The sequence below is a fragment of the Paenibacillus sp. F4 genome, assembly GCF_002894905.1.
GTDB classification, from domain to species: domain Bacteria; phylum Bacillota; class Bacilli; order Paenibacillales; family Paenibacillaceae; genus Paenibacillus; species Paenibacillus polymyxa_B.
The window spans coordinates 166,591-191,130 of the sequence record NZ_POVS01000009.1 but is presented as its reverse complement, the minus strand read 5'-3'; the positions used below and the strand labels follow the sequence as shown (position 1 = coordinate 191,130).

Annotated in this window: 22 protein-coding genes and 1 other annotated feature; of the genes, 18 read left to right on the top strand and 4 right to left on the bottom strand. The window is 45.7% G+C overall.

The features are described from left to right. Window positions 1-67: 67 nt before the first annotated feature. From recA to C1T21_RS07740, 14 genes are all read left to right on the top strand, one after another. Window positions 68-1,129 carry a recombinase RecA gene (gene recA, locus C1T21_RS07805; RefSeq protein ID WP_103047842.1) on the top strand — a complete coding sequence of 354 codons (1,062 nt, stop codon included), beginning with the start codon at window positions 68-70 and terminating at the stop codon, window positions 1,127-1,129. A gap of 195 nt (window positions 1,130-1,324) precedes the next feature. Beyond that, window positions 1,325-2,074, top strand: coding sequence for a regulatory protein RecX (locus tag C1T21_RS07800; RefSeq protein ID WP_103047841.1), 750 nt, complete (start codon window positions 1,325-1,327; stop codon window positions 2,072-2,074). A gap of 374 nt (window positions 2,075-2,448) precedes the next feature. Continuing rightward, window positions 2,449-3,993, top strand: coding sequence for a ribonuclease Y (gene rny / locus C1T21_RS07795; protein ID WP_013309958.1), 1,545 nt, complete (start codon window positions 2,449-2,451; stop codon window positions 3,991-3,993). A 77-nt stretch (window positions 3,994-4,070) separates the two neighbouring features. Further along, window positions 4,071-4,865 (top strand): TIGR00282 family metallophosphoesterase, encoded by a 795-nt coding sequence (locus C1T21_RS07790; protein WP_013309959.1) that lies wholly within the window; start codon window positions 4,071-4,073, stop codon window positions 4,863-4,865. Between the two features lie 129 nt (window positions 4,866-4,994). Further along, window positions 4,995-5,255: a stage V sporulation protein S gene (locus C1T21_RS07785; protein ID WP_007430104.1), complete on the top strand. Its 261-nt coding sequence runs from the start codon at window positions 4,995-4,997 to the stop codon at window positions 5,253-5,255. Between the two features lie 122 nt (window positions 5,256-5,377). Beyond that, a complete protein-coding gene (locus C1T21_RS07780) occupies window positions 5,378-6,445 on the top strand; it encodes a dipeptidase (protein WP_103047840.1) in 1,068 nt (355 codons plus the stop codon). Between the two features lie 183 nt (window positions 6,446-6,628). Next, entirely contained in the window at window positions 6,629-7,717 is a 1,089-nt protein-coding gene (locus tag C1T21_RS07775; RefSeq protein ID WP_103047839.1) for a low temperature requirement protein A, read from the top strand. 142 nt (window positions 7,718-7,859) lie between these two features. Beyond that, window positions 7,860-8,432 (top strand): phosphate propanoyltransferase, encoded by a 573-nt coding sequence (gene pduL / locus C1T21_RS07770; RefSeq protein ID WP_013309962.1) that lies wholly within the window; start codon window positions 7,860-7,862, stop codon window positions 8,430-8,432. A gap of 300 nt (window positions 8,433-8,732) precedes the next feature. Then, a complete protein-coding gene (gene miaB, locus C1T21_RS07765; protein ID WP_013309963.1) occupies window positions 8,733-10,286 on the top strand; it encodes a tRNA (N6-isopentenyl adenosine(37)-C2)-methylthiotransferase MiaB in 1,554 nt (517 codons plus the stop codon). An 82-nt stretch (window positions 10,287-10,368) separates the two neighbouring features. Next, a complete protein-coding gene (locus C1T21_RS07760) occupies window positions 10,369-10,821 on the top strand; it encodes a YlbF/YmcA family competence regulator (RefSeq protein WP_103047838.1) in 453 nt (150 codons plus the stop codon). Between the two features lie 121 nt (window positions 10,822-10,942). After that, the gene (locus C1T21_RS07755) at window positions 10,943-11,365 is read left to right on the top strand and encodes a PaaI family thioesterase (RefSeq protein ID WP_025719091.1); all 423 of its coding nucleotides are present in this window, start codon (window positions 10,943-10,945) and stop codon (window positions 11,363-11,365) included. A gap of 65 nt (window positions 11,366-11,430) precedes the next feature. Beyond that, window positions 11,431-12,219: an NUDIX domain-containing protein gene (locus C1T21_RS07750; RefSeq protein ID WP_023988247.1), complete on the top strand. Its 789-nt coding sequence runs from the start codon at window positions 11,431-11,433 to the stop codon at window positions 12,217-12,219. Window positions 12,220-12,286: 67 nt separating this feature from the next. Beyond that, window positions 12,287-12,853 carry a cysteine hydrolase family protein gene (locus tag C1T21_RS07745; protein WP_103047837.1) on the top strand — a complete coding sequence of 189 codons (567 nt, stop codon included), beginning with the start codon at window positions 12,287-12,289 and terminating at the stop codon, window positions 12,851-12,853. Between the two features lie 120 nt (window positions 12,854-12,973). Further along, window positions 12,974-14,437, top strand: coding sequence for a nicotinate phosphoribosyltransferase (locus C1T21_RS07740; protein ID WP_023988249.1), 1,464 nt, complete (start codon window positions 12,974-12,976; stop codon window positions 14,435-14,437). 66 nt (window positions 14,438-14,503) lie between these two features. Here C1T21_RS07740 and C1T21_RS07735 read toward each other — a convergent pair whose 3' ends face one another. After that, the gene (locus tag C1T21_RS07735) at window positions 14,504-15,019 is read right to left on the bottom strand and encodes a MogA/MoaB family molybdenum cofactor biosynthesis protein (protein WP_103047836.1); all 516 of its coding nucleotides are present in this window, start codon (window positions 15,017-15,019) and stop codon (window positions 14,504-14,506) included. A 262-nt stretch (window positions 15,020-15,281) separates the two neighbouring features. Between C1T21_RS07735 and C1T21_RS07730 the strand changes: the two genes are divergently transcribed. From C1T21_RS07730 to C1T21_RS07720, 3 genes are all read left to right on the top strand, one after another. Further along, on the top strand, window positions 15,282-15,611 hold the full coding sequence (locus tag C1T21_RS07730; RefSeq protein WP_023988251.1) for a four-helix bundle copper-binding protein: 330 nt from the start codon (window positions 15,282-15,284) through the stop codon (window positions 15,609-15,611). A gap of 77 nt (window positions 15,612-15,688) precedes the next feature. Continuing rightward, window positions 15,689-15,946 (top strand) — a binding site (T-box leader). Window positions 15,947-16,005: 59 nt separating this feature from the next. Continuing rightward, the gene (gene argS / locus C1T21_RS07725) at window positions 16,006-17,733 is read left to right on the top strand and encodes an arginine--tRNA ligase (protein WP_103047835.1); all 1,728 of its coding nucleotides are present in this window, start codon (window positions 16,006-16,008) and stop codon (window positions 17,731-17,733) included. Window positions 17,734-17,996: 263 nt separating this feature from the next. Beyond that, window positions 17,997-18,965, top strand: coding sequence for an S-layer homology domain-containing protein (locus C1T21_RS07720; RefSeq protein ID WP_103047834.1), 969 nt, complete (start codon window positions 17,997-17,999; stop codon window positions 18,963-18,965). Window positions 18,966-19,089: 124 nt separating this feature from the next. Here the strand turns inward: C1T21_RS07720 and C1T21_RS07715 are convergent, their stop codons facing one another. Beyond that, a complete protein-coding gene (locus tag C1T21_RS07715) occupies window positions 19,090-21,174 on the bottom strand; it encodes an ABC transporter ATP-binding protein (protein ID WP_103047833.1) in 2,085 nt (694 codons plus the stop codon). Beyond that, entirely contained in the window at window positions 21,174-22,931 is a 1,758-nt protein-coding gene (locus tag C1T21_RS07710) for an ABC transporter ATP-binding protein (RefSeq protein WP_103047832.1), read from the bottom strand. Before C1T21_RS07710 ends, C1T21_RS07715 begins: the two co-directional genes overlap by 1 nt. Before the next feature lie 583 nt (window positions 22,932-23,514). Between C1T21_RS07710 and C1T21_RS07700 the strand changes: the two genes are divergently transcribed. Next, entirely contained in the window at window positions 23,515-23,817 is a 303-nt protein-coding gene (locus C1T21_RS07700) for a HesB/YadR/YfhF family protein (protein ID WP_013309976.1), read from the top strand. Between the two features lie 133 nt (window positions 23,818-23,950). On the opposite strand, the gene C1T21_RS07695 is transcribed toward C1T21_RS07700, so the two are convergent. Then, window positions 23,951-24,463 carry an ADP-heptose synthase gene (locus C1T21_RS07695; protein WP_103047830.1) on the bottom strand — a complete coding sequence of 171 codons (513 nt, stop codon included), beginning with the start codon at window positions 24,461-24,463 and terminating at the stop codon, window positions 23,951-23,953. Window positions 24,464-24,540 lie beyond the last annotated feature (77 nt).

Here is a 24,540-nt window from a genome sequence, read left to right as displayed (position 1 = left end):
AAAATGCTTGGCAAGCGTGTCAAAACAAGGTATTATTAAAGTACAAACAATGAAGGATGTGAGTTTATTGTCAGATCGTCGTGCTGCGCTGGATATGGCGCTCCGTCAAATAGAAAAGCAATTTGGTAAAGGTTCCATTATGAAGTTGGGTGAGTCTACCCACATGCAAGTGGAAACGATCCCCAGTGGTTCGATTGCTTTGGATATTGCGTTAGGAACGGGCGGCTTTCCAAGAGGCCGGGTTATTGAAATATACGGACCGGAATCATCCGGTAAAACGACAGTAGCTCTTCACGCTATCGCAGAGGTGCAAAAAACAGGCGGACAAGCCGCCTTTATCGACGCCGAGCATGCGCTTGATCCGTCGTATGCAAGCAAGCTGGGTGTCAATATTGATGAGTTGTTACTATCGCAACCAGATACAGGAGAGCAGGCGCTTGAGATTGCCGAAGCCCTTGTACGTAGTGGAGCAGTAGACATTGTAGTTGTTGACTCCGTAGCGGCACTTGTGCCCAAGGCAGAGATTGAAGGCGAAATGGGAGATTCCCACGTTGGTCTTCAAGCACGTTTGATGTCTCAGGCATTGCGTAAGCTTTCTGGAGCCATTAATAAGTCGAAAACTATTGCTATTTTTATTAACCAGCTACGTGAAAAAGTAGGTGTTATGTTCGGTAACCCTGAAACAACACCAGGTGGACGTGCTTTGAAGTTCTACTCTACGGTACGTTTGGATGTTCGTCGTATTGAAAGTTTGAAAATGGGTAACGACATTGTGGGTAACCGCACACGTATTAAAGTCGTGAAGAACAAAGTTGCCCCTCCTTTCCGTCAGGCTGAGGTGGATATTATGTACGGTGAGGGTATTTCCAAAGAAGGTAGCTTGATCGATATCGGTACGGAGCATGACATTGTCGACAAGAGCGGAGCCTGGTATTCCTACGAAGGTGAGCGCCTTGGTCAGGGACGTGAGAATGCTAAACAATTTTTGAAGGAAAATCCGAATATTGCTAGTACGATCGAACAAAAAATTCGGGTGGCCAGCAATTTGGTTACGACGGTTGCTCCGCCTACAGAAGAAGAGTTGGCACAGCAAGCGAAGGAAGAACAGGAATTGTTGGAGCTTGAATAAAGCTTGGTGAACCCTGATTTGTGAACTGGGGCCAGGGTTATGGCACCGTCCGTTTGAATAGCATGATTCTGATGCCCTGCACAGTTGTGCAGGGCATTTTTGCATCAACTAAAGTCTGCTTTGTCAGCGGAATCTAACTTTGCGTAGCAGGTGTTCAAAGGCTGCTTTCGTGAATTTCAAAGTGAGGGAAATATATTGCAGTTGGACGATGAAGATGAATACACTTCGGAAGCAAATAAGCAACAAGGGATTTCTCTTTTTCCGGATCATGAGGAATTGATGATTACTAGGGTAGAGCAGGGACAGGGACGCAAACGTGGAAGGTATATCATTCATTTTGGTCCGTATTCGCTGTCTGTATTAGAAGATGTAATGATCAAGTACAATATGTTCAAAGGAACGTCATTTGATAAAAAAGAACTGGAAGATATCGTTCTGGCAGATGAAAAACAACAGGCTTATGTACTTGCGCTTCGCTATTTGGGGCGAAAGCCTCGCACACGTCAGGAAATTGCCCAGCGTCTGGCGCAAAAAGAACTGGATCAGTCGGTTATTGACGAAGTAATGGTCCGACTGCAAAGGGAACAACTCGTTGATGATGATTTATACGCCCGTCAATGGGCAAGACAGCGCATAACAAGCCAACGCAAGGGGAAGATGTGGGTTAGGCAAGAACTTCGTCAGAAGGGCATCTCTAAAGCCTCTATTGGCGAAGCGTTAGGTGAGATCACCGATAATGAGGAGTGGGAGAGCGCTTTGACGGTTGGACGTAAGAAATGGAATCAGATACGTGGTGATATAATGGAGAAAAAAAGGAAAACCTACCCTTTTCTCATGAGACGTGGATATTCGGGGGATATGACACGCCGAGTGGTCAATCATCTCACTGCGGCCGAGCATGACGCTGCTTCAGATGACGAGGAATTGTTGCAGTGGGAGGAATAGTTGCCAAACGGCTGCTGAACCTTTGGCTAGTATGAACGGATAGGATGAGCTAGTTATTACATGGAAAGCTGCATGGTAGTCTACTAATGTTTGCATTCCCTTGACAATGCCATTTGTCAAATAATAAAATATATATGAAACGATACTTGTGGAACGCCCTTTTTCCTTCCAAAAAAGCGGAATCCACGGGTGAGTTCTCATCGCCAAATAACAAGTGATGCCGCTATGCCAGGCGGAATTGTACATGTGAAAGCATGTGCATATGAAATGAAACGACCTTGTGTCGTTGTCTTAGTTTGACGATCAAAGTAAATGTGACAATTGCAAAAAGTCCCAAGGAATGCCTTGGAGGAACCAACGGGGAGGTGAACAGTATGATGACTGCGATCTGGTTCGTTCTCGTTGCTGTAGCCGCGTTATTCTTTGGGTTCGGGATTGGTTATTTTATTCGCAAATCTATTGCAGAAGCTAAGATCTCCAGTGCGGAAGAAGCTGCCGCGCAAATCGTGGAGAACGCGAAAAAAGAGGCAGAAGCGCTGAAGAAGGAAACGGTATTGGAAGCGAAAGATGAAATCCACCGCATTCGTGCCGAAGCTGAAAAAGAAACTCGTGAACGTCGCAATGAAATTCAACGACAGGAACGAAGATTGCTGCAAAAAGAAGAATCGCTGGATAAAAAATTGGAATCGCTGGAACGCAAAGAAGAACAAGTGGCCAACAAAGAGAAACGAATCGATGAAACCCAGCAGCAAATTGATTTGATTTACAAGAGTCAGGTAACTGAGTTGGAGCGTATTTCCAATCTGACGATGGAGGATGCAAGAAGTATTATTCTGACCAACGTAGAGCAGGAAGTTCGTCATGAAACAGCTCAGATGATTAAAGAAATTGAACAGCAGGCCAAAGAAGAAGCGGACAAAAAGTCTCGTGAAATCATCACACTGGCCATCCAACGCTGTGCGGCAGATCATGTAGCAGAAACGACGGTTTCTGTTGTCACATTGCCGAACGAAGAAATGAAAGGCCGGATTATCGGGCGCGAAGGCCGTAATATCCGTGCACTTGAAACCCTTACAGGAATTGACCTCATTATTGATGATACGCCGGAAGCTGTTATTTTGTCCGGATTTGATCCGATTCGTAGAGAGATTGCGCGTACTGCGCTTGAAAAGCTCGTAGCGGACGGACGGATACATCCGGCTCGTATTGAAGAGATGGTGGAAAAATCCCGTAAAGAGGTGGACGAACGAATCCGTGAGTATGGTGAACAGGCCACCTTTGAGGTGGGCGTGCATAGCTTGCATCCGGATTTGATCAAGATCTTGGGACGTCTCAAGTTCCGTACGAGTTACGGACAGAACGTATTGAAGCACTCGATGGAAGTTGCATACTTGACAGGTCTGATGGCCGGGGAACTGGGCGAAGACGTTGTACTGGCAAGACGGGCAGGATTGCTGCATGACATCGGGAAGGCGCTGGATCACGAAGTGGAAGGATCACACGTTGAAATTGGCGTGGAACTGGCGAAGAAGTACAAGGAACACCCGGTCGTCATCAACAGCATTGCTTCACATCATGGCGACTGCGAAGCGACTTCAGTGATCGCCATGCTGGTTGGGGCGGCAGATGCCCTGTCAGCAGCAAGACCGGGAGCGCGGCGTGAAACGCTAGAGACGTACATCCGTCGTCTTGAGAAGCTGGAACGCATCTCCGAATCTTTTGAAGGCGTTGAAAAATCATACGCGATTCAAGCCGGACGCGAAGTTCGTGTCATGGTACAGCCAGAGAAAATTGATGATGCGGAAGCATTCCGACTGGCCCGCGATATTACGAAAACGATTGAGAATGAACTGGACTATCCGGGACATATCAAGGTTACCGTCATACGCGAGACCCGTGCGGTAGAATACGCAAAATAAAAGCATTTCAATGAAAAGTGGCCGCTGTTTGTAGGGCCACTTTTCATTTATGTAAGGCAGACTAGGGAGGGCTTTCTATCAACGTATTATTTATTGGAGACATCGTCGGCAGTGTAGGCAGAAAGGCACTGAGGGAGAATCTTCCTTCACTCAAATCAAAATACAATCCGCATGTTATTATCGTGAACGGAGAAAATGCAGCTTCGGGAAGAGGCATAACCCCCGCCATCGCCAGAGAGTTTTTTGATTGGGGCGTTCATGGGATTACGATGGGAAATCATACTTGGGACAATAAGGAAATATTTGATTTTATAGATGATGAGCCGCGGATCATCCGCCCGGCTAACTTTCCACCAGGAACACCGGGCCGGGGTTATACCGTTGTAAAAGGTGGAGGTAAGGAGCTGGCTATTGTTAATCTGCAAGGTAGAACCTTTTTGCCAGCTATTGACGATCCATTCCGTGCAGCAGATGAAATTGTCGATGAGCTGCGCAAAAAACATAAACATATCCTAGTTGATTTCCACGCCGAAGCAACCTCGGAAAAAATCGCTATGGGTTGGCATTTGGATGGACGTGCTTCAATCGTGGTAGGTACGCACACACATGTACAGAGCAATGACGATACGATTTTGCCACAAGGAACTGCGTATCAGACAGATGCGGGGATGGTAGGTCCTTATGAGGGAGTGCTTGGGATGCAGAAAGAGGCTGTGTTACAGAAATTCCAGACCCAGCTTCCGGTACGTTTTCAAGTGGACATGGGCAAATGGCATTTTCATGCCATCAGCGTAGAACTGAATGATAACGATGGAAAAGCCCGCAAAATTCAGAAAATCAGACTCAAAGAAGATGAATGGCGGATGGATTAACCTTTTTGTGAGCTACTTAAGGAAAGAATAAGGAAAACTGTCACCAAAAAGCAGGAATTTTTTGCTGACCCTCGAATAACATCTAATAGTGGAATCAAACCATCATCATTCCCAGGGGAGGTACTTACTATGGATGTATTAAAAGTATCAGCAAAATCCAATCCCAATTCAGTTGCAGGCGCACTCGCAGGAGTACTGCGTGAACGCGGAAATGCAGAATTACAGGCGATTGGAGCGGGTGCACTAAACCAAGCCATTAAAGCGGTAGCCATTGCCCGGGGATTTGTCGCACCAAGCGGAGTGGATTTGATTTGTATTCCTGCTTTTACAGACATTGTTATTGATGGAGAAGATCGGACTGCGATCAAATTGATTGTAGAGCCAAGATAATAAATGGAAGTTGCCTGAGCCTGTTTACGATTTGTAAACGGGCTTTTTTGCATTGTGAGTCTGTTACAATGATTTTCAAAATAAATTTGTGGTGCTTCAATCTATAAATGGAGGTAAGGTGCATGAATAATAAGTTAAAAGTGAACTGGCCAGTTGTCGACTTTCATTGTGATGTGTTATGTAAAATGCAACTCAATACGCAGATTGATTTCAGTCATCCATCGCTTGATGTCACAAAAGAACGTTTGCTAGAAGGTAACGTGCGGTTGCAAACTTTCGCTATATATATTTCACAGGTATTGGGCACGCCAAGATTTGAGCATGTGGTTCGTCAAATTGAGCTGTTCAGGCAGCATGTTACCTCTATCTCCGGTGGGTTGAGACCATTGCTGTGGAAGGAAGACTTGGCAATGTGTAAAAATACGTCCGCAGTGCATCAGGAGGAGCAAGTAAAGCAGGTAGGAGAAGAGAAACGCACGGAAAAGATAACGTATTTGGATGGTAATGGAACGGATCATACATGGGCACCTTGGGCTTTGCTCTCACTGGAGGGGGTAGATGCGCTGGAAGGGAACCCGTTTTATGCAGAATTGTGCTATGCCATGGGAATACGATTGATTGGGCTGACATGGAATTATGCGAACTGGGCAGCTGACGGCATTATGGAACATAGAGGTGGCGGGCTGACTAGCAAGGGACGCGATTTGGTCAATCGCTGTAATGACCTGGGACTGCTGCTAGATGTATCGCATTTGTCCGTACAAGGCTTCTGGGAGGTGCTGGAGGAGGCAGATCTACCGCCCATTGCCTCGCATTCCAATGCCTTTGCGAGATGTGCTCATCCCCGTAATCTACGGGATGAACAGATTCGTGCACTGATCGCTCGTAACGGACGGATTGGTTTGACCTTCGTCACAATGTTTCTCAAAGAGCAGGGTACGGTAACTGCTGAGGATCTGCTACCGCACATTGAGCATATTTGTTCATTAGGCGGCGAAAGGCATTTGATGTTTGGCTCTGATTTTGACGGTATCGAGCACCATGTGCAAGGGCTGGAGCACTCGGGTAAATATCCGGTTTTTGCAGAACTGCTGCTGAAGCATTACCCTGAGGAGCTAGTCAAGGGATGGTTGGGAGGACATGCGCTGGAATACCTGCAAACGAATTTGCCTTCCAAAATGTCTTCTTAAATAGCTATTTACTAGGAGTTGTTTTTGGCTGCGAATACCTTGACAAAGTGAGAGCAATTACGAAATAATTGGAGCATCTTAGAATTTCATGGTGATAAAATAAGCATAAATACGGCAGACGTTGGAGCAAGACTGACGGGACACCATGCTGCACCGCCATATCAGAGGGGGCTCCATTACACAATGTTAATAAAGAAGGTTACTTGGCTTGAGCTCTTTTATGACTTATTGTTCGTAGCTGCTGTCTCCAAGGCCACTCATGTTTTGCTACATGTTGAGCATGGTAGTATCTCATGGGAACATATGGAAAAGTTTATTATGATTTTTATCCCAATATGGTGGGCTTGGGTGGGACAAACTGTCTACAACAACCGTTTTGGGCAAGACAGTATAACGCATCGAATCTTTATGATCCTGCAATTGTTTTTCGTGTTAATCATGACCGCCAGCCTTAATATAGATTTTGATGCGTATTATGTATCTTTTTTTGTTGGCTATATTGGGTTAAGAGGTTTGACTGTCATTCAATATTTACTTTCGGCACCCAAAGAAACGGCTCATAAACAGGAAACAGCTCGTTTTTTCGGAACCTATTTTTGGATTGGAATAGTTATCTCTAGTTTCTCCCTCTTTTTTGACTCTTGGGTTCGATATTTGATTTTATATACCGGTATAGCTGTTGATATCCTCGTTCCTTTGATTGGTCGTAAAAAGTTGGTGATCACACCAATCCATACGGAGCATCTTTTAGAACGCTTTGCACAGTTCACCTTAATTCTGCTTGGCGAATCTGTGATAAGTATGCTTTCTGTTTTACAATCCGATCATTTTACGGTTTCTTCTGTTGTATTTGCTGCTTTGGCTTTTGTATTAGTCATCGCAATCTGGTGGCAATATTTTGAGAATATGGAGAAGCGCGTAGATAAATCAAAACAATCAGCAGGACAGACTATTATTTATGGTCATTTGTTTATTTATCTTTCCCTTAGCATGCTAGCTGCTTCGATTCAGCTCTTGTTTTTGGGACAAGTAGACTATATCTTTGTGCTTTGCTTTACCTTTGCTTCTGTTTTTATTTACTTTTTGTCGGTTTTGCTGGTATTTCATCAGTACCGATTAAGTCATCTTAAACCTCGTCTCAGAGTCATTTTTTTCTTAACTGGAATACTCTGTGTCCTGTTTATCCTTAATATATTTATTGTCGTTCCCCCTCATCTCATCGTAGCTGAAATCATGCTTTTCTTTCTCCTGTTCGCTAAAACGACGGTTTGATCCGATTTCTATGGACGATATTTAACGCTGATTGGGGCGAAAAAGGGAACTTTATACGCTCTCCTTTTCTTTCTTGGCAAAATAGGAGTATAATAGCATGGATGTGTAAAGTATTGTATAGAGAAAAAGGAGTGACCACACGATGAGTAAAATCGTACCTGTCGGCGTTTCCGCCCGTCATATTCACCTGACTCAAGAGCATATTGAAATTTTGTTCGGAGCAGGCTATCAATTAACTGAATTTAAACCTTTGTCCCAACCAGGACAATTTGCCGCAAATGAAACGGTAGCTGTAATTGGTTCTAAGGGCCAATTTGATAAGGTTCGCATTTTGGGACCTGCTCGTCCCGCTTCCCAATTGGAAATCTCTCGCACTGATTCCTTTGCTATTGGTGTAAAAGCACCTGTACGCGAATCTGGTAGCATTGATGGTACACCAGGAATCACGGTAAAAGGACCAGCTGGTGAAGTGGAACTGCAAGAAGGCGTGATTGTAGCAGCCCGCCATATTCATTTCCATACATCTGATGCAGCTAAATGGGACATTAAGGACAAGCAGTTGCTGAAAGTACGTGTCGGCGGCGAACGTGGCCTTGTATTTGAAAATGTTCTTGCACGTGTGTCCGATTCTTTTGCTTTGGATATGCACATTGATACAGATGAAGCGAACGGAGCCGGTGTGAAAAACGGTGACAACGCTGAAATCGTAGACTAATATACACGTATTTAAATGCCGGAAGGCTTAAAGAGTCCGATTCTTGCAAAAGAATCGGGCTTTTTACATACTATATAATTTATAAATACTTCACTTATGTACAAAAAGAACATGAGTTCAAATTACACTCCATGGTATCTGCGGTTGATCTATGGCGATGGCCTATAAATCATGCTATAATTTAGTGTAATGCCTTTTTTAAAGGTTTTTTAGAACTTAAGATAAATTTACCCATGCCTAAAAATACAGTAAAATTACAAATTAGCTCGTGAAATAGATGGTGTAAGGAGTGACTAAGGAATGGAAAAGAAAACAAAAGATTACTCCAAATATTTTGATTTCTCGGATGCGAAGATTATTTCTGAAGATGAGCATAGCAAAAAGATCCGTATTCGCGGACGTGAAATCAACATTATGGCGGAGCCGAACCATAGAAAAGAAAAGCAGCGCGGTAAAGAGGACGTACAGGTATTGTATGATAACGCAGTTCCGGATGAGCTCAAGCATATCGGTGAGGGAAAGCATTATATCGTATACACATTTGGTTGCCAAATGAACGAGCATGATTCCGAAACCATAAAAGGCTTGCTGGAGCAAATGGGCTACCAGGCAACCGAGGATCGGAAGGAAGCAGACATCATTTTACTGAACACTTGTGCTATCCGTGAAAATGCGGAGGATAAAGTGTTTGGCGAGTTGGGTCACCTCAAGCATCTCAAAACAGAAAAGCCAGGATTACTGCTTGGCGTGTGTGGCTGCATGTCACAGGAAGAGAATGTCGTTAACCGAATTATGCAAAAACACGGTTTTGTTGATATGATTTTTGGTACCCATAATATTCATCGTCTGCCTCAGCTCGTCAAGGAAGCACTCTTTAGCAAAGAAATGGTGGTCGAAGTGTGGTCTAAGGAAGGCGACATTATCGAAAACTTGCCGAAGAAGCGTGAGGGTATGCGGGCTTGGGTGAACATTATGTACGGTTGTGATAAATTTTGCACCTATTGCATTGTTCCCTTTACACGTGGTAAGGAAAGAAGCCGCCGTCCAGAGGATGTAATCGCTGAGGTACGGGATTTGGCACGTCAAGGCTTTAAAGAAATTACCTTACTGGGGCAGAATGTTAACGCTTATGGCAAGGATTTGAAAGATTTGAATTACAGATTCGGGGATCTGATGGATGATATGCGCAAAATCAATATCCCGCGTGTACGTTTTACGACATCACATCCACGTGATTTTGATGACCATTTGGTTGAAGTGCTTGGTAAGGGTGGCAATTTGGTGGAGCATATTCATCTGCCTGTTCAATCCGGTAATACGGATATATTGAAGAAAATGAACCGAAAATATACCCGTGAGCGTGTTCTGGAACTGGCCGCGAAGATTAAAGCAGCTGTTCCGCATGTTTCTCTGACAACAGATATCATCGTAGGTTTCCCGGGCGAAACAGACGAGCAGTTTGAAGATACTCTATCTCTGGTGCGCGAGGTCGGATATGACTTTGCCTACACATTTATTTATTCACCACGTGAAGGTACGCCAGCTGCTTCGATGGAAGATAATGTGCCTATGTCGGTCAAAAAAGAGCGTCTCCGGCGTCTGAACATTGCTGTGAACCAAAACAGCCTTCGCTTTAATAGTCGTTTGCGTGGCGAAGTGGTTGAAGTGCTGGTGGAGGGCGAGAGCAAAAATGACAGCAAAGTGCTTGCCGGTCGGACCCGTTCCAATAAGCTTGTACATTTTGAGGGTTCTAAGGACCTGATTGGTTCCTTTGTTCAAGTGAAAATTACGGAACCTATGACCTTTTACATCAAAGGTGATCTGGTTGAAACGGCTGTAGCAGTTAACGGATAAAAGAATATTCTAGCGGGTTGCATGCGGTCTGAGTAAAGGGCTGTGTGCAAGGCCGTCTAAGTGAGAAAAGGAGCGATGGACAATGACAGAGGAGCGGTTGCAACAAACAGAACTTCAATCGGCGGCGCGCCAGCATGATCATTTGGTCAATCGCGAAATGATATTGGCAAAAGCCAAAGAATTGGCAGATATTTTGGGTAGCAGTGAGGAAGTACAGGTATTCCGGAAAGCAGAAGAAAAGATTCAGGATCATCAACGAATCCAGCAACTGATTGCAACGATGAAAAAGAAGCAAAAGGAAATTGTAGCATTTGAATCCTTGAAGAATCAAAAAATGATTGCCAAAATAGAGGCCGAGCTACAGGAGCTACAGGAAGAGCTTGACGGTATTCCAATTGTAACGGAGTTTCAGCAGAGTCAGGTGGAAATTAATGAGCTACTGCAAATGGTGATCATGGCGATCCGTGATACCGTTGCTGAGAAGGTGAACGTAGAAGAGGGAAAAAGCACTTCCTCGTCGAATTGCAGTGATTAGAATGAAATCATGGTGTGGAGGCGTAGCTTCCACGCCTTTTTTTCGAAAGCAATTTACTATCGTATGTGTTTATAAGACATCAAGAGAAATGGGACAACATAGAAGGGATGGAAGCAAGGAAATGGATAAGTTGGGTAAGATGCTAGAGGGAGAAAATAATACTTTTTGGGAGTATTTAGGGTGTGAGCTGATTGCAGCTGATGCAAACGAGGTACAGATCGCTTTGGAGGCCAAACAAGAGCATACCAATGTGATGGGTATTGTCCATGGGGGTGTACTTACTTCATTGATGGATCAGGCGATGGGGATGGTCAGTATGGCTTCACGAAATATGGATCCATGTGTAACGACGAACCTGAATGTTCATTTTTTGTCAGCCATGAGGCAAGGACGACTGGAGGTTAGGGCGCGGATTCTTCATCAGGGAGGTCGCACTATAACCACTGAAGCGGAAGTAAGAGATAGTGAAGGCACACTCGGTTCTACATCTACAGCAACCTTCCGAGTATTACGTACACAAGCAAGTGATTCAGGCAAGGCCTGACACTTGACAAAAATTTTTATTATGTCATAATGAATTTATCAAAACGATATAATATGGTGATGCCAATGGATAGCAATCGTATAAACGAAGAGGCGCAAAAGGCGTCGTACAACATTAAGAAATACCGCACCCCGGATGGAGCTCCAGCGGATATCGTTATGTTTACCTTAACGAAGCGGGAGCGCAAGACGGTAACAAAGACATTGCCGATTCGGGAGCTGAAAGTGATGCTCATCAAGCGCCGCAGTTGGCCGTTTGCGGGACGCTGGGCTTTGCCTGGAGGGTTTTGTCAGGAAGATGAATCTATGTATGGAGCTGCCAAGCGGGAGCTGTTAGAGGAAACAGGTGTGGACGGCGGGCATCTGGAGTATTTGGGTGTATATAGTGGACCGGGACGTGATCCGCGCGGGTGGATCATATCACATGCATTTTTTGCGCTGGTAGAAGAATGGATGTTGGAACAGCGTCAGGCGGCCGATGATGCTTCCGAGGTCGGGCTATTCACGATCCGCGAAGCGTTGGAGGAATTGGAGTTGGCATTCGATCACCGGGATATCATAGTAGATGCTTATCGCAAAATTCAGTTGCAGATGCTTCAGACGACGATAGCCAAGCAGTTTTTACCGCTACATTTTACACTGGGTGAATTATATCAGGTGATTCAGAGTGTCGTACCGGATTTCGAAGAGCCAAACTTTATTCGCAAAATAACATCGACTCGTAGCAGACAGGGAATACTGGAAGAGGTGCGTGATGAGAACGGCAAACCGCTCAGTTCCAACCAGTATTCACAAAGACCGGCACAGTTGTACCGTTTTAGTGACAGAGTACCGCGTTTATCTATCTACACGTAACATCTAATGTAATAGGTTACGCATAGAATGTACAATTTCACTTTGAGGATAAGGAGCTGACCGTACAATGCAGGCACTAATTGTTATTGATTACACGAAAGATTTTGTGGACGGTAGTTTGCCTGTAGGACAACCTGCGATTGAGTTGGATGAACGGATCGCAGCAATTACGCAGGCATACGTGGATCAAGGGGACTTTGTTGTCATGGCTGTGGATTTGCATGAGGAGAACGACCTTTATCACCCGGAGAGCAAGCTGTTTCCTCCACATAATATACGTGGAACCAACGGACGACATTTGTATGGCAAGCTTCGTAGCCTCTATGAGCAACAAAGTGATCTTATCTACTGGTTGGATAAAACACGGTACAGTGCTTTTGCGGGCACAGATCTGGAGCTCAGGCTGCGTGAACGTGGTATTCTGGAAGTTCATCTGATTGGTGTGTGTACAGATATATGTGTGCTGCATACGGCTGTAGATGCTTATAACAAAGGTTTTGCTATTACTGTATACAAGGACGCTGTGGCGAGCTTTAATCAAGCTGGACATGATTGGGCTTTGGGTCATTTTGAAGGAAGTCTTGGAGCCGCGGTACGGTCGGCTGAGGACACGGTTTTACGTCAGAAGAAGTAAAATAACTTAACGATTGTGCACCAATGTCCGATAACAAAATGGAGCCGGATATTGCTGAATCTGGGCAGATGAGGTGGTACGTTGCCACAAACCTGGGGACAGTCAGAGAGGATGATTACGATGCAGTCAACGAGCCTCGCATTACATACAGATAAATATCAGATTAATATGATGTACGCCCATTGGGTGAACGGAAGTCACCAGCGTAAAGCTGTGTTCGAGGCGTATTTCCGTAAACTCCCTTTTGGTAATGGATACGCCGTGTTCGCTGGTCTGGAACGCATTGTGAATTATATTGCAAATTTGCGGTTTACAGAAGAGGACATTCGCTACCTGTCTGAACAGGAGGAGAAATACGATCCCATGTTCATGGAGGCGCTTCGCCAGTTTAAGTTTGGTGGAACGGTCCATTCAATGAAAGAAGGGGCACTTGTTTTTCCAAACGAGCCTCTGGTACGTGTTGAAGGAACGATTATGGAAACGCAGCTTGTTGAGACGGCATTGCTGAATTTTATGAACTATCAGACACTCATTGCGACAAAGGCATCGCGCATCAAGCAGGTGGCAAGTGACGATACACTGCTCGAATTTGGGACACGGCGTGCGCAGGAAGCTGATGCGGCGATTTGGGGAGCACGAGCAGCTTATGTGGCAGGTTTTGACGCGACTTCTAATATGCTGGCAGGCGAGCACTTTGGAATCCCGACGAAGGGGACACATGCCCATTCATGGGTTCAGACCTTTATGACGGAGCAGGAGGCTTTTGACGTATATGCGAAGGTTTTGCCAGACCAGGTTACACTGCTGGTAGACACCTTTGACACGCTGGAAAGCGGTGTTCCTCATGCGATTCGGACAGCAAAAATGCTGGAGAGTCAGGGCAAGCGTATGAATGCAATCCGTCTGGATAGCGGTGACTTGGCTTATCTATCCATACAGGCGCGGGAAATGCTCGATGCTGAAGGTTTAGATTACGTACAAATTGTAGCTTCCAATGATTTGGACGAAAATACGATTTTTAACCTGAAAGCCCAAGGGGCGCGTATTGATGTATGGGGTGTAGGAACACAGCTTATCACGGCTTCAGATCAACCATCGCTTGGCGGGGTGTACAAGCTGGTTGAGCGTGAAGTGGATGGCGAAATGTTGCCGACGATTAAGATCTCGGGTAACCCAGAAAAAGTATCCACACCAGGCAAGAAGGATGTATATCGCATTGTGGATAAGAAGAAAGGGAGAGCCGTAGCCGATTATATTTCTTTCCCGGATGAAGAGCGTCCGCGTAATGGTAAGCGCCTGAAGCTGTTTAACCCTTTGCATCCGTATATGAAGAAGTATGTAGAAAATTATGAAGCCGTGCCAATGCTCGAGCCTATTTTTATAAATGGACAGAAGGTATATGAGCTTCCTGAGCTGGATGAAATTCGTGCCTACCATACTTCACAGTTGAAACTGTTTTGGCCAGAATATTTGCGGAAGCTGAACCCTGAAATTTATCGTGTAAATCTGAGTGAGAAGGTATGGGAGCTGAAGCAAAAGCTGATCGACAGCTATATGCAGCCCGAAGTTGAAGAAAAAGAATAGTTGGAAGAGGCACCTCATGAATGTATGGGGTGCCTTTTTGTGTCGCGGCATGTAGGAAATAGGAGCTTATTTATAAATTTCTCTCATCACATGTCGTAGCTCAGGGACAATAATGCGTTCCATTGCCAAACGAACGGCTCCGCGTGAGCCAGGCATAGAAAATACAGCTGTCCGGCCCACAGTGCCAGCTACAGCCCGGCTTAAGATAGCTGCTGAACCAATGTCCTCAGCAAAGCTTAAATAACGGAAGATTTCTCCAAAGCCAGGTAGTTCCTTATCCAGTAGAGAGGAGACGGCTTCATATGTAGTATCACGTGGAGAAATACCGGTACCGCCTGTCAAAAGTACAGCCTCGATGTCATCCTGTGCCGCTGCTTCGGATACTAACTGCTGAATACCTTCGTAGTCATCCTTGACGATGACATATCGAACAACCTTATATCCATTGGTTTCTAGTAGATCCATGAGCAGTCGTCCCCCGGTATCTGTTTCCACGGTACGTGTGTCCGAGACAGTCACGACCATGCAATTAACCTGTTGTGGGGATTCCTGTCGATGCTCCTCTACGGAAGACATATTCATTAAAATGTTCACTCCTTGATCGATGGTTAGACATACACTTTTTACAATAGAGCAATGACTGAGTGTATGCAAGTCAGAAACAGGGGCTAAAAATCCATGTGATTAATATCCTTGCACTTGCACACTGGAATATAGTACACTTCCTTACATAAGTCGGGATTACTTTGTTTTTATTTTATTGTAAGCGCGCACATCAAATGATTAATCTCAAGGATCAGCGGGTAATAGTACAGCAGGGTCAACAACTGGGAGGTAATGTAATATGAATCATTCATACCAACAATGCGTGGATGCTTGCCTGGAATGTATGAACGCTTGCAATGTATGTTACGTAGCGAGTTTGAAGGAATATGATTTAGCTATGCTGCGTGAATGTATTCGAGTGAGTAGGGAATGTGCAGAAATATGCGGATTTGCTGCTCAAATGCTGCAGCGCGGAACGGATTTTGCCGAGCAAATCTGTGAGCTGTGCGCCAAGGCCTGTGAGGTATGTGCTGCTGAATGCAGCAAGCATTCCCATGATCATTGCAAACATTGTGCAGAAGCCTGCCGTCGTTGCGTTCAGGCATGCCGCCAATTGGTGGCAGTGTAATTACATATATGGAACTAGTGCCTGAAGAGGAAATAAAAGGTTGCTTTCTACTGAATAGGTTTGTATAATGATTGGAATTAACGTCATGGAACGGGAGAGTAGCAGCGGAGCCGTATCATTACAGCGAGCCGGAAGAGGTGGAAGCCGGTATGAGATCCGATGTGAAGCGCACCCGGGAGGCGGTTGATCCAACGAGCAGAACTTCAGTAGATCAGCCCGGCAGACACCGTTATTAGTCATTGGAGTGAAATCGCGATTTGTGTAAGTTAGCTTTAGCCGCACAACCGATTTACGAAGAGTGGTACCGCGGGGATATTGAAGTTCTCGTCTCTTGAATTATTTCAAGAGGCGGGGGCTTTTTTTGTTAGATTCTATAAAAAGAAGGAGAGAGATCATGTTAATGAGGATTGCTGCTCAAGCGATATTGGCCCATACGGGCTTGGAGGAAAAAGAAATTTTATCTTTATTTGAGGTGCCTCCGCAGCCTGAATGGGGAGATGTGGCGTTTCCGTGTTTTGTGCTGGCTAAAAAGTTTCGAAAGTCTCCACAGCACATTGCACTGGAATTAGCGGAGCTAGTAAACCATGAAGAAGGTTTAACTGCTTCAGCATCGGGTGCCTATGTAAATATAACATTGGATCGGTCAGTTCATATTCCGCTTATGCTTGCTGAATTGAGCGAGGCTGATTTCCTCAGGCCCAATATCGGGCACGGACAGCGGGTAGTTATTGATATGTCCTCGCCCAATATTGCCAAACCGTTTGGTATCGGTCATCTTCGCTCTACTGTTATCGGTGCTGCCTTGTATCGTATTCTTGGTGAAACCGGATATGTTCCAATAAGTGTGAATCATCTTGGAGATTGGGGAACACAGTTTGGCAAGCAAATTGCGGCCTATAAAAGATGGGGAAATGAGGAGGAGCTACAACATGATCCGATTGGTGAATCGCTGAAGCTGTATGTGCGTTTTCATCAGGAGGCCGAGCATGATCCGACTCTGGAGGATGAAGGCCGCGAGTGGTTCCGACGTTTGGAACATGGGGATGCTGAGGCTCAACAACTATGGGAGTTTTTTGTTGAAGTCAGTCTGGGTGAATTTGATCGTATGTACCAGCGTCTAAACATTACATTTGACCATGTGCTGGGAGAAAGTTTTTACAATGATAAGATGCAGGCAGTTGTTGCTCAATTAAGAGCAAAAGGATTGCTGGAGGAAAGTGATGGCGCGCTCGTGGTTCGTCTGGAAGATGAGGAACTGCCTCCGTGTCTTATTCTAAAAAAGGATGGGACCACCATTTATCCAACACGTGATCTGGCAACAGCGATTTATCGTCATGAAGTGATGAAGGCTGATCGGTTGCTGTACGTCGTTGGTGGGGAACAGAAGTTGCATTTCCAGCAGGTGTTTGCGGTGCTGAAGCATGCAGGGGAGGCTTGGGCGGAGCAATGTGAGCATGTGCCGTTTGGATTAATGCGGTTTGCGGGTAAGAAAATGTCCACAAGACGCGGAAAAGTTGTCAAACTGGAGGAGGTGCTGGATGAAGCTATAGCGCGTGCTCAAGCCATCATTAATCAGAAGAACCCCGATTTGCAGGAACAACAGGCAGTGGCTGAGGACGTTGGCATTGGGGCGATTATTTTTGGCGATTTAAAAAACAACCGGCTGAATGAAGTGGATTTTTCGTTGGAGGAGGCGCTGACTTTTGAAGGCGAGACCGGGCCTTATGTGCAGTATACTCATGCGCGCATACGTAGCCTTCTGGAGAAAGCTCACGCTCGCACCGATGTTGATAATACCAATTCTAGCGACAACGCCCTTGTCCAAGATAGCCATTCTCGTGATTTGAATGACGCATCGGATGAAATGTTGGGTGACGCAGGTTGGGCGCTGCTTAAGCAGTTGGGTCGCTATCACGGACAACTGATACGTGCGGCTCGCCAACTGGAACCTTCGGTAATTGCGAGATTTGCATTGGATACGGCCCAGGCGTTTAACCGTTTTTACGCCAAGGAAAGGATTGTCGATGGTGGACAGTGGCGTATTCAGTTAGCGGAACAAACTGCGGATATTCTGGCATGCGCGTTGCAACTTCTTGGTCTGAAAGCACCGAATCGGATGTAAGCAAAGCGAACAAAGGGGAGCGAGTTTTTACTGGCGGGATGACTGCTACCAGACCTGGCTCTTCCAAAGGAATACTGTAAAAGATTAATCTGTTACAGGCACTTTTGGGTATCTATAAAGATTGTGAGCAGAAAAGAGTTAGACGGGTTACACTAATCGCAGGTATTCCACTGTTTTGCAACCAATTTGTGCATATTTGAAACATTTGATGCTTTTATTACGTCGGTAAGTGTAGAAGCAAAGTAAACATGGAGGTGTATCTCATGAAAAAGAACAAAAGCGTGACAGCTGCCCTGCTTGTCATCTGCTCATTGGCAGTAGCTACGTCGGCTTCAGCTTTTCGTGATATAAAGGGAGCTGAACAGGAGAAGATCGTAAACTCACTTCAGGACAAAGGAATTATTCAAGGAATAACCAAGGATAAATTTGCACCGGATCAAACGCTCACGTATGCACAAGGAGTACACTTGGTTGTTCGTGCAATGGATCTTCAGGTAATGCCTGATTTCACAACGGGTTCCTTTGCAAACATTCCGGCTTCCGCATGGTATGCTCAGTCCTATCGGATTGCAGCCCAACACCAAATCCCTTTGTCACCCGATATTGATCCAAGCACCCGTATGACAAGAGAACAATTTGCGAATATTCTGTATAAAGCAGTGAGTGCAACGGGTGAATATCCAACCGTCCGTATGTTAATTAATGTAGCGGATGGAAAAAAACTAGACCAGGAATCAAACGCAGCAGTTCAATTCCTGCTACTGACCAAAATTGCAAAATTGGACGAACAGAGCAACTTTAACCCGGATCGTAAAGTAACGCGGATGGAGGCAGCAGAAATGGTCTATAACGCATCCGAATTTGTACAAAGTCATAAAACGGTTGAAGCATCTCCTGAAAATCCGGCTGAGCCTGTAGATCCGGTTCAACAAAACAATATTAGTATGAGTATAGAGAAGGCAAATGACCAGCAGAACAAAGTGACAATTACCCGTCTGCAAGCACCTAATCCAGGTTACGGCATTGAAGTGGATCACATCGACTACGTAGATGATACGAATGCAGTAATTTACTACAAGCTGACTAGTCCAAAGCCAGGGGAAATGAACATTCAAGTCATTACGGACACCCACACAAGTACGTTGGTAGACAGCAAGTATAAGGTTACGCTCAAAGCAGTAGATGGAACAGTGCTTCCACCCACAGGAACAGGCACGTCTGTAGCTAAATAAAATTACAAGCCATATGTCCTATATAAAAATAAACCAGCGAGCCTCCAATGTGTAGGGGAGGCTCGCTGGTTTTTTTCATGCCAAATGTTCATCGTTAGCCCTAAGTAATTGGGCTATTCAAGCTTTAAATGCTGACTTTGCCAGCAAGTAAGTCATTTTGCGCAGGAGGCGTAGCAGAGATTGAATCTGATTCTGTTGCAACTGTTCCCGACTGGAGCTGATACATTTGGAAGTAACGCCCGCCTTGGGCCATAAGTTCATCATGGCTACCCCGTTCAACAATTTCACCCCGATGCAGCACCAAAATTTGGTCCGCACTGCGAATGGTGGACAAACGGTGAGCAATGATAAAGGTCGTACGTCCCTTCTTGAGCACCTCAAGAGCGGATTGGATGAGCGCTTCCGTTTCGGTGTCAATATTGGCAGTAGCTTCATCCAGAATTAAAATTGCGGGATCAAAGGCTAGTGCACGAGCGAAGGAAATAAGCTGGCGTTGCCCGGCTGATAAGGTGCTGCCTTTTTCAATAACAGGCTCATCGAATCCTTGCGTCAAATGGGCCAGCAATTTGTCGGCTCCAACATCATGCAGCGCTTTATTCACCTGTTCTCTCGTGATTCGGCTGTCTCCGAGACTGACATTGGAGGCTACCGTACCTGTGAATAAATATGGATCTTGAAGAACAATGCCCATATGATGGCGAAGCCATTGCTTAGGGATGTCTTTGACAGACGTTCCGTCAATGGTGATCGTTCCTTTTTGCGGATCATAGAACCGGAATAGCAGGTTGATAATCGAACTTTTGCCTGATCCGGTATGTCCGACAAGGGCAACAGTTTGCCCGGGTTGTGCTGTAAAAGAAATATGTTTAAGTACATCATCCTTTTTGTAGGCAAAGGAAACGTCGTTAAACTCTACCTGGCCTTTGTAGCGCGGCATCGTGCCGTCCGTCACCGGCTCTCCAGTTTCGTCCATCAACTCAAATACGCGTCCTGAGGATACGATGGAAGTATCCAGTACAGCGAGTTGGTTGACCATACCCGTCATAGGTTGGAACAGTCGACCCAGCACATCGACGAAGGCATACAATACGCCTAGTGAAACAGCACTACCTGTAGTTCCGAGCGCCTCAGATCCAAAGTACCACAACACGACGGCAAAGGCGAGATTTCTCAATACGTTGACTAAATTGTGCGAAGTGAAGGCGTTCAAATTCAGCATTTTATTCTGATGCTTCATATAGTCATCATTCAGTTCCTCAAACTCTTGCTGCGTTTGTTTCTGGTGGCGGAACACGCGAATAATGGACATCCCTTGAATCGATTCATTGATAATCGCATTAATCTCACTGAGTCTGGACCGAATGATCGTATTATAGCGGGTGGCGACCTTGCGATACAATATAATCCACAAGATCAGTAACGGTACAATAAACAGAGAGATAAGGCCCAGTCTGAAGTCCAGCAAAAAGAGTGCAACATATACCCCTGCCATCGTCACAATCCCTGAAGTGAAATTGGAGAGCACAGCCACAAACAAATCTTTGACTGCCTCAGTGTCATTCGTAACACGGGATACGACTTTGCCTGCAGGCAAGTTATCAAAAAAGTAAACTGGCAGCCGTTGGATGTGAGCGTAGAGATCAAGCCGAAGCTTTTGAATGACCTTGTTCGCCGAGGATTGCAGCCAGTATGTTTTGCCGAATTCAGCAAAAATGGAAATAACCAGGAAGAAGCAATACCAGCCAATCAGCTGAAAGATACCGGGCATTTCCGGTTTGTAAAAGCTATACAGTTCATCAGCTGTCAGAGCCTTAGCTTCATAGCGAAAGGTGTCGGAGCCGCGTGTCACAGTCAGCGTTCCATTCGTAAAGGAGCGGTTACCGTCAGCCACTTGAACCGAGCCATCGACAAATACGAAAGATTTCCCAACTTGTAAAATCCTCGCTTCGCGACCTTTAGTCTCCCCGGCCTCAAAGCGATCTTCACGCTTAAAGTGGGTGCCAGCATAACTTACAGTTCCGTCCACACGAGTTGTTTCATAAAATGGTTTTTCAATAGCGAGCATATGGTCGTCGATCATCGTTTTGGCGATGAAGGGACCAGCCAGCTCGGCGGCTACTCCGATAGCCAAAGCGATGAGAGCGGCGATAAAGCCTGCTTTGCTCGTCAGCGCGTACTGAAATAGCCTTTTGCCGATATTGGGTTTCATTAGGATACCTCCCCTGAGGTCAGATCAGATTCCACTTGTTGCCGTTCATACTGTTGTCGGTACCATCCGTCAGCCTGAAGTAGCTCGCTGTGGGTTCCTTCCTCAATAATGCGTCCTTGCTCCAGCACGACGATCCGGTCTGCATGTTCTACAGCGGAAAGGCGGTGGGTGGAGATCAGGGTTGTTTTACCCGAGCGCTGACGTCGGATATTGTCAATAATTCTTGCTTCCGTCCGGGCATCTACTGCAGATAGTGCATCGTCGAGCAATAGAATATCCGGATCACCGATAAAGGCGCGAGCCAGCGAAACGCGCTGCTTCTGGCCGCCGGACAGGGCGATACCTTTTTCTCCGACCAGTGTATCCAGCCCATCAGACAGGGTACCTAAATCCTGGTCGAAGGCAGCAGTACGGATAGCTTCCATAATGTCGTCGTCATCTGCATGTGGTTTTCCGAATTGAATGTTCTCGCGCACCGATTTGGAAAACAAAATTTGCTCTTGCGGCACGTAGCCGATCCAGCTGTGTAGTTGTTCTACTGCAATGTCCTCCAGACGTATGCCGGAGATTAAAATATCACCGCTACCCGTCGGATATTCATGTAGTAGCTGTTTGAGCAGCGTGGATTTCCCGCTGCCTGTTCTACCGACGACGCCCAGCGTTTCTCCGCGTTTGAGCTCCAGACTCACATGTGACAGATTGTCAATAGTAGAGGTAGGGTAACGGAAGGTAACGTCTTTCATCCTGATGGATTCGAGGCGATCCACTGGAACAGGTTGAGCTGCATCCTGAACGTCTGGCTGGACATCGAGAGTTTCATTAACCCGGTCCAAGGAAGCGCTACCGCGCTGCATAATGTTAATCAGCTCTCCAATGGCAAACATCGGCCAAATCATCATTCCCAAATACATATTAAAGGAGACCAATTCGCCTAGCGTGATATCGTTATGAAATACCAGATAAATACCATAACCGAGTCCGATGACGTAGCTAAGTCCTACACATAAACGAATGGTTGGTTCAAAGAGGGCATCCATCCGAGCGACAGCCAGATTTTTACGAAATACATCGTCGGTAATATCGGCGAAACGCTTTTCGTCCATTCGCTCTTGCACATAGGCGCGAATGACTCGGATACCTGCCACGGATTCCAACACCTGATCGTTCATATCACCAAATGCATCTTGTGCCAGTGTGTAACGCTCGTGAACGGCTTTACCGTAAATGCTCATAGCCAGTGCGATAAAAGGTAGGGGCAGGATAGCTGCCAGTGTCAACTTCCAACTGATTAAGGTGCCCATGGCAACTAATACCACGCTCAGATAGACCGTAGAGTCTGTCAGTGTCAGCATGCCGAAGCCTGCTGTACTTGCTACGGAGCGAAGGTCGTTCGTGGCACGAGCCATCAGATCGCCAGTGCGATTGCGTTCAAAAAATGGAGGGGTCATCCGCAACAGATGATTCATAAAGCGTGTGCGCAGTAAGCGCTCCACCAGATTGGCACCACCGAACAGCTTGTGCATCCATATGTACGTAATGTAGTAGATGACGGCTAGAATGCCTATGATGTACAAAATATAACGCCAAAGTGAGGACCAGGAAATTGAACCGCGCACAATCTCATCAATGGCACTACCTAGCAGCCGAGGTGGAGCAAGCTCCAGCACACCAACGGCTATCAGCAAAAACAATCCAATGGAGTATCGGCTTCGTTCTCTTTTAAAAAACCAGCTTAAATTTTTAAGTACCGAAAACAAGAGGAATCCCATCCTTTCATGACAAGTTCATTCGAGAGTTGTGTACCATTTTGAAGAAACAACAGGCCTTGCTGCCACAAGTATGATCCGGCAACAGGCGCAAAAAAGGCATACCGTCCGCAGACGATATGCCTTAAATCTCAATATCATATGGCGCGCAGGTATTTTCAGCACACTCACCACTGAAAAACTGCTCAAACGCAGGCAGCCACTCGTATTAAACCATACAACGCGAATGGCCCAATTTTGAAGGATGCGACAGGGGAGATGCTCCGGTATGAAGTTGTTGTGTTTGTAGATGTGGGTAAAATGCAATAGGAAATTTTAGCACCGGTAACACTCCTTTCTTCCTCAAAATGGGTTCATTCTAACATGAGTAATCGTTCAAATTGGTAATAAATTTCAAAATGGATCTCGTATGGTTGAATCTTAACACCCTTTTTTGCGAATTGTCAAACCTTTTTCAAAAAAATGTATATGGCTTGTCCAAGAAGCTCGCTGGGTTGGAACGGTTGGTGGTCAATCTAAAAGATGCTATGATATAGTTGGCAGACGTCATTGTACAAGGAGATGAGCATAACGTATGAGCATACAGGTAACTGAACCTGCGGCACAGTGGTACATTAAGGAGCTTAGTTTGAATCGTGGAGATTCGATCCGTTTTTTTGTTCGCTATAGCTCTGGCGGCGGGTTGCATCCAGGCTTTTCTCTGGGAATTGCCGTAGAGCCTCCGCAGCACCCCGTATTACAACATGAAGCGGCTGGCATTACGTTTTATATGGAGGACCAGGATTACTGGTATCTGAAGGGCCATCACCTGGAAGTTAAGTATTTGGAGGAACATGATGACATTATTTACACCTATGTTGAGGATGGACAAGCTTAGCGCTCCACTGTCAATCATAGCGTGCAAATAGTTGTTCTTGGACATGAAAAGCGGCGGAGTATCGTGTTACAGGAGATGAACCTGTACATGATGCTTCGCCGCTTTTTTGTGCTTAAGGCGGGTATGTCGTATGTTAAGGGTTGTTAAGTATCGGGCCATCGAGTGCAAAATCAAAATCATCAATGTCGTACACATGTACAGGTACGGAAGCTTCGAGAATGCGGTGGATCCAGTCCAATTGATCCGTCAGAATGGGTAATGATTCACGCTGAGCTGTCAACACCAGTTCAGTCTCAATTGGATCAAAATATTCTCCGTAATGCGCCGTATCAACAGCATTAACGACAATGAGTGATGTATTGGCATCGAATAGAATAGGCAAGCTCTTGGCCCAAGGCATCTGAAGGGCACGCCGAATTTTTTTCTGATTCAAAGGTTCTTCAAAATAACTGATCAACTCGCTTACCTTCCGCTTCACATGTTGATCGTCCATAGGATTATCCATGAGCGGCTCTGTGCTATCCTGGAATTCGTATAGCTCTAGCAGTGATGTGTAAGGCACTATATATTCCACAGGGGCGGGAGATGTAAGTAGTTGGCCGTATATAGCCACCATTACAGCTTCCGTTACAAATTGTCGAGACATCGGTCAAGCCTCCTGCATTTACCAAATTATGCGATATGAGTATACCACAAAGCGGAACTGAATTCAGCCCGACATGC

Excerpts from the sequence above, each read along its gene's own strand:
- C1T21_RS07740 (WP_023988249.1), top strand. The coding sequence starts at position 12,974 with ATGCAGTCAACGAGCCTCGCATTACATACAGATAAATATCAGATTAAT.
- pduL (WP_013309962.1), top strand. The coding sequence starts at position 7,860 with ATGAGTAAAATCGTACCTGTCGGCGTTTCCGCCCGTCATATTCACCTG.
- C1T21_RS07780 (WP_103047840.1), top strand. The coding sequence starts at position 5,378 with ATGAATAATAAGTTAAAAGTGAACTGGCCAGTTGTCGACTTTCATTGT.
- C1T21_RS07785 (WP_007430104.1), top strand. The coding sequence starts at position 4,995 with ATGGATGTATTAAAAGTATCAGCAAAATCCAATCCCAATTCAGTTGCA.
- rny (WP_013309958.1), top strand. The coding sequence starts at position 2,449 with ATGATGACTGCGATCTGGTTCGTTCTCGTTGCTGTAGCCGCGTTATTC.
- C1T21_RS07760 (WP_103047838.1), top strand. The coding sequence starts at position 10,369 with ATGACAGAGGAGCGGTTGCAACAAACAGAACTTCAATCGGCGGCGCGC.
- C1T21_RS07700 (WP_013309976.1), top strand. The coding sequence starts at position 23,515 with ATGAGCATACAGGTAACTGAACCTGCGGCACAGTGGTACATTAAGGAG.
- C1T21_RS07755 (WP_025719091.1), top strand. The coding sequence starts at position 10,943 with ATGGATAAGTTGGGTAAGATGCTAGAGGGAGAAAATAATACTTTTTGG.
- C1T21_RS07695 (WP_103047830.1), bottom strand. The coding sequence starts at position 24,463 with ATGTCTCGACAATTTGTAACGGAAGCTGTAATGGTGGCTATATACGGC.
- C1T21_RS07730 (WP_023988251.1), top strand. The coding sequence starts at position 15,282 with ATGAATCATTCATACCAACAATGCGTGGATGCTTGCCTGGAATGTATG.
- C1T21_RS07735 (WP_103047836.1), bottom strand. The coding sequence starts at position 15,019 with ATGAATATGTCTTCCGTAGAGGAGCATCGACAGGAATCCCCACAACAG.
- C1T21_RS07720 (WP_103047834.1), top strand. The coding sequence starts at position 17,997 with ATGAAAAAGAACAAAAGCGTGACAGCTGCCCTGCTTGTCATCTGCTCA.
- miaB (WP_013309963.1), top strand. The coding sequence starts at position 8,733 with ATGGAAAAGAAAACAAAAGATTACTCCAAATATTTTGATTTCTCGGAT.
- C1T21_RS07715 (WP_103047833.1), bottom strand. The coding sequence starts at position 21,174 with ATGAAACCCAATATCGGCAAAAGGCTATTTCAGTACGCGCTGACGAGC.
- C1T21_RS07750 (WP_023988247.1), top strand. The coding sequence starts at position 11,431 with ATGGATAGCAATCGTATAAACGAAGAGGCGCAAAAGGCGTCGTACAAC.
- argS (WP_103047835.1), top strand. The coding sequence starts at position 16,006 with ATGTTAATGAGGATTGCTGCTCAAGCGATATTGGCCCATACGGGCTTG.
- C1T21_RS07745 (WP_103047837.1), top strand. The coding sequence starts at position 12,287 with ATGCAGGCACTAATTGTTATTGATTACACGAAAGATTTTGTGGACGGT.
- C1T21_RS07775 (WP_103047839.1), top strand. The coding sequence starts at position 6,629 with ATGTTAATAAAGAAGGTTACTTGGCTTGAGCTCTTTTATGACTTATTG.